Source organism: Mesorhizobium sp. M7D.F.Ca.US.004.03.1.1 (assembly GCF_003998635.1).
GTDB lineage: Bacteria > Pseudomonadota > Alphaproteobacteria > Rhizobiales > Rhizobiaceae > Mesorhizobium > Mesorhizobium loti.
This window is the reverse complement of sequence record NZ_RZQG01000576.1, coordinates 1-3,922: the sequence shown is the minus strand read 5'-3', so window position 1 is coordinate 3,922 and position 3,922 is coordinate 1. Positions and strand designations below refer to the sequence as shown.

3 protein-coding genes are annotated in these 3,922 nt (G+C 62.1%); all 3 read right to left on the bottom strand.

The features are described 5' to 3' along the window. The coding region (locus EN935_RS25700; protein WP_164771336.1) for a sigma-54 dependent transcriptional regulator at positions 1-1,282 on the bottom strand (1,282 nt) is incomplete at its 3' end. Continuing rightward, positions 1,272-3,557: a PAS domain-containing sensor histidine kinase gene (locus tag EN935_RS25695; protein WP_164548870.1), complete on the bottom strand. Its 2,286-nt coding sequence runs from the start codon at positions 3,555-3,557 to the stop codon at positions 1,272-1,274. The genes EN935_RS25700 and EN935_RS25695, both read right to left, overlap by 11 nt. A gap of 128 nt (positions 3,558-3,685) precedes the next feature. Further along, positions 3,686-3,922, bottom strand: a 237-nt coding sequence (locus EN935_RS25690) for a helix-turn-helix domain-containing protein (protein WP_281040362.1), incomplete at its 5' end; no start/stop codon positions are given.

The following is a 3,922-nucleotide window of genomic DNA, read 5'->3' as shown; positions in this document are numbered from 1 at the left end:
CGCCGAAGCGGTTGATCTGGGCGATCAGATAGTCCTTCTCGAACTGTTCGCGCGCCTCGCGCAGTGGCAGCGCCATGATGTGCTGGTCGGATTGATTCGGCGTTCGCGGCATGACATCGCCAATCTCGGCCGGCAAAAGGTCCGCGGTGATCGGCGCATCGACATCATCGCCGCGCGCCAGGATCATCAGGCGCTCGACATTGTTGCGCAGCTGGCGGACGTTGCCCGGCCAATTATGCGCCTGCAGCACAGCCAGCGCGTCGTCGCCGATGCGGCGCGGCTTGATGCCGGCCTGGCGGGCGATCTGCTTCATGAAATTGTCGACGAGATAGGGAATGTCCTCGCGCCGCTCGGCCAATCCCGGCACCATGACCGGCACCACTGCCAGGCGATGATAAAGATCCTCGCGGAAACGGCCGTCGGCGATCATCGCCTCGAGATTCTGCGAGGTCGAGGAGATGATGCGGACATCGACCTTGACCCGCTTGGTGCCCCCTACCCGCTCGAACTGCTGCTCGACCAGCACGCGCAGGATCTTGTTTTGCGTCTCGCGCGGCATATCGGCCACTTCGTCGATGTAGAGGATGCCGCGATGAGCCTCCTCGAGCGCGCCGACCTTGCGCTCGACGCCGTTCGATTCAGTGCCGAACAGCTCGATCTCCATGCGCTCGGGCGTGATGTTGGCGGCGCTCAGCGTCACGAAAGGCGCGGTCTTGCGCGCCGACAGCGTGTGGATGGCACGTGCGGCCAGTTCCTTGCCCGAGCCTGACGGGCCGATGATCATGACGCGGCTGTTGGTCGGCGCGACGCGTTCGATAGTCTGGCGCAACTGGCTCATCGCCGACGACATGCCGATCAGATCGAAGGTTTCGCCGCTGCGCAGCTTGAGGTCGGAAACCTCGCGCCGCAATTTCGAGGTCTCGAGCGCACGCTCGGCAATGAGGATCAGCCTGTCGGCCTTGAACGGTTTTTCGATGAAGTCATAGGCGCCGCGACGGATGGCGGAGACCGCCGTTTCGATGTTGCCGTGGCCCGAAATCATCACCACGGGCAAGGTCGGGTGCATCGTCTTGATCTCGTCGAGCAGCGCCAACCCGTCCAGGCGCGAGCCCTGCAGCCAGATGTCGAGGAAAATCAGCCGCGGCGCCCGGTCGGCGATCGCCGCCAACGCGCTGTCGGCATCGAATGCCGTGCGGGTTTCGTGACCTTCGTCGCTCAGGATGCCCGCGACGAGTTCACGGATGTCTTCCTCGTCATCGACGATGAGAATATCAGACGCCATTACCGACCTTTTCAGTTTCTCGTTCGTTTTCCGTCCTGCTTTCGCCGCGCGAAGCCGCAACGGCCGCAGGCGGCAGGATGATGCTGATCATCGCGCCGCGCCCATTGTGGAAATCCGCAGGTGCATCATGAAGTTCCAGTCTGCCACCATGGTCCTCCACGATCTTCTTGACGATAGCGAGACCGAGCCCGGTGCCCTTCTCGCGTGTGGTCATATAGGGCTCGAGCAGCCGTTGGCGATTCTCGCGCGGCAGGCCTTTGCCATTGTCGATGACGTCAATGCGAATCACACCATTCTGGCGCCCGGCTTGAATCCGGATTATGCCGTGCGAACCGTCCTTCTGTTCCAATCCATCGATCGCCTCGGCGGCGTTCTTGATCACATTGCCGAAAGCCTGCGCCATCAGGCGGCTGTCGAACGTACCCTTGAGCGGCTCGTTGCCGAACACGCGCTCGAAAGCAATGTCGGCGCGGCTGACTTCAACCAGGAACGAGGCCTCGCGCAAGGATTCGCGCAGGTCGATGGCTTTCATCTCGGGCTTAGGCATCCGCGCGAAAGCGGAGAATTCGTCGACCATGCGGCCGATATCCTCGACCTGCCGGATGATGGTGTCGGTGCATTGATCGAAAATCTCGCGATCCTCGGTGATGACCTTGCCGAAGCGTCGCTTGATGCGCTCGGCCGAAAGCTGGATCGGTGTCAGCGGATTCTTGATCTCGTGGGCGATGCGCCGCGCCACGTCGGCCCAGGCGGAGGAGCGCTGCGCCTGAACCAGATCGGTGATGTCGTCGACCGTCACGACATAGGATTTTTCCTCCGAGCCGTCGTCGCCAGCCTCGATGGTGATCTGCACGTTGAAGGTCCGCTCGGCGCCGGCGCGATAGAAGGTCACCTGCTCACGATAGACAGGCTTGCCGGACTTGCGGCCGATCTCGAAGACGCGGCCGACATGCGGCAGCACGGCGGAGAGGTTCTGCCCAAGCGCCGCGCTGGCGGAGATGGCCAGCATCGCCTCGGCCGAGCGGTTGACGATAGTAACGATGCCGTAGGGATCGACGCCGATGACGCCTGCGGTGACGCCGGCAAGCACGGCTTCCGAGAAGCGGCGCCGTTCGTCGATCAGGTCCTTGGCCGACAGGATTTCGTTGCGCTGTGATTTCAGTTCCAGAAGCATCTTGTTGAACGTGTCGCCGAGCGAAGCGACATCGCCGTCCGAAGGCCTGACGGGAACCGCAACGTCGAGATTGCCGGTCGCCACCTCGTCGGCGGCACCGATAAGCTGGCGAATGGGCCGCACAAGACGGTCGGCAACCGCAATGCCGGTCCAGATGGCGGACAGGATGATGATCAGCGTCAGCGACAGATAGGGCAGCGCGAAGGCCACCTGCGAGGTGCGGCGGTTGTCTTCCAGACCACGATATTCGTCGGTGTTGGACCTGACTATCTGCCGCGCCTTGATCACTTCGGGATCGACGAGGCGAATGGTGTAGAGATAGAGCCCTTCGATCTCGCGCAGCTTGACGATGGCGCCCATGATGTTGCGCGTTTTCGGCTCGATCAGCACCGGCTTGCCATCGGAGGCGCTGGACACGGCGCCTTCCGGTGGCTCGGGCATGGCGAAATCCGTATCGGTCTTGGCGCTCATGACGAAAGAGCCGTCCGGCTTGATCAGCGCCGCATGGGCCAGCGACCGGCCTACGGCTTCCTTGTTCATCAGGTCGAGAAAGCCAGTGCGATCAAGGCCATAGAGTGTGCGCGACGCATCTAGATCATAGGCCATCGACAGTGTCGTGCCCTGGAGATTGCGGGCATTTTCCTGGACATAGGCGTCGGCGATCGACAGCGACGAATTGACGATCGTCTTGGTGCGTATCTCGAACCAGCGGTCGAGACCGATGTCGAGCGTGATCGACGCGATGATCGCCACCATGATCGCTGGAATGGCGGCGACCAGAGCGAACATGGCGACGATGCGCACATGCAGCCGCGAGGCGGCCTTGCCGTGCCGGCGCGCCATGAGGATACGGTGAACTTCACGTCCGACCAGCGCAATGAGGAATAGGACGAAAGCCGCGTTGAGGGCAATCAGCGCCAGCGTCGTCGATTCGTTTGGCGTGATCGGCGTCGCGCCAACAAGGATGGTGAACGAGATCGCCGCCGTCACCAGGGCGCCCACAACCGCGACCACGCCGGGCAGCGCCAACAGCCGGCGCCCGTCACGCGTGCCGGGTTCGCTGAAAAGCGGTTGGTTTGTTGTCGGTGCCTGCGGAGCCATGTCGCCGTCTAGAGCCATGATTGCGTCGGATGTATGCAACGCATTGTGGCGATTATGCAACAAGTGTGACCGAGACGGAAATCTTTCGCGAGCCGTCCCCCGAAAAGAGCCCGACCTTCAGATCAGGCTCAGCCCTGCCGCGATGATTTGTAGACGTTGACGCCGAGTTCGCGAATCTTCTTGCGCAGCGTGTTGCGGTTTAAGCCCAACAATTCCGCCGCCTTGATCTGGTTGCCGCGAGTTGCCGTCATCGAGGCCAGGACGAGCGGATATTCGACCTCGGACAGGATGCGCTGATAAAGTCCGGCGGGTGGCAAATCGCCGGCAAACGAGGCGAAATAGCGCTGCAGGAAGTGCTCCACAGC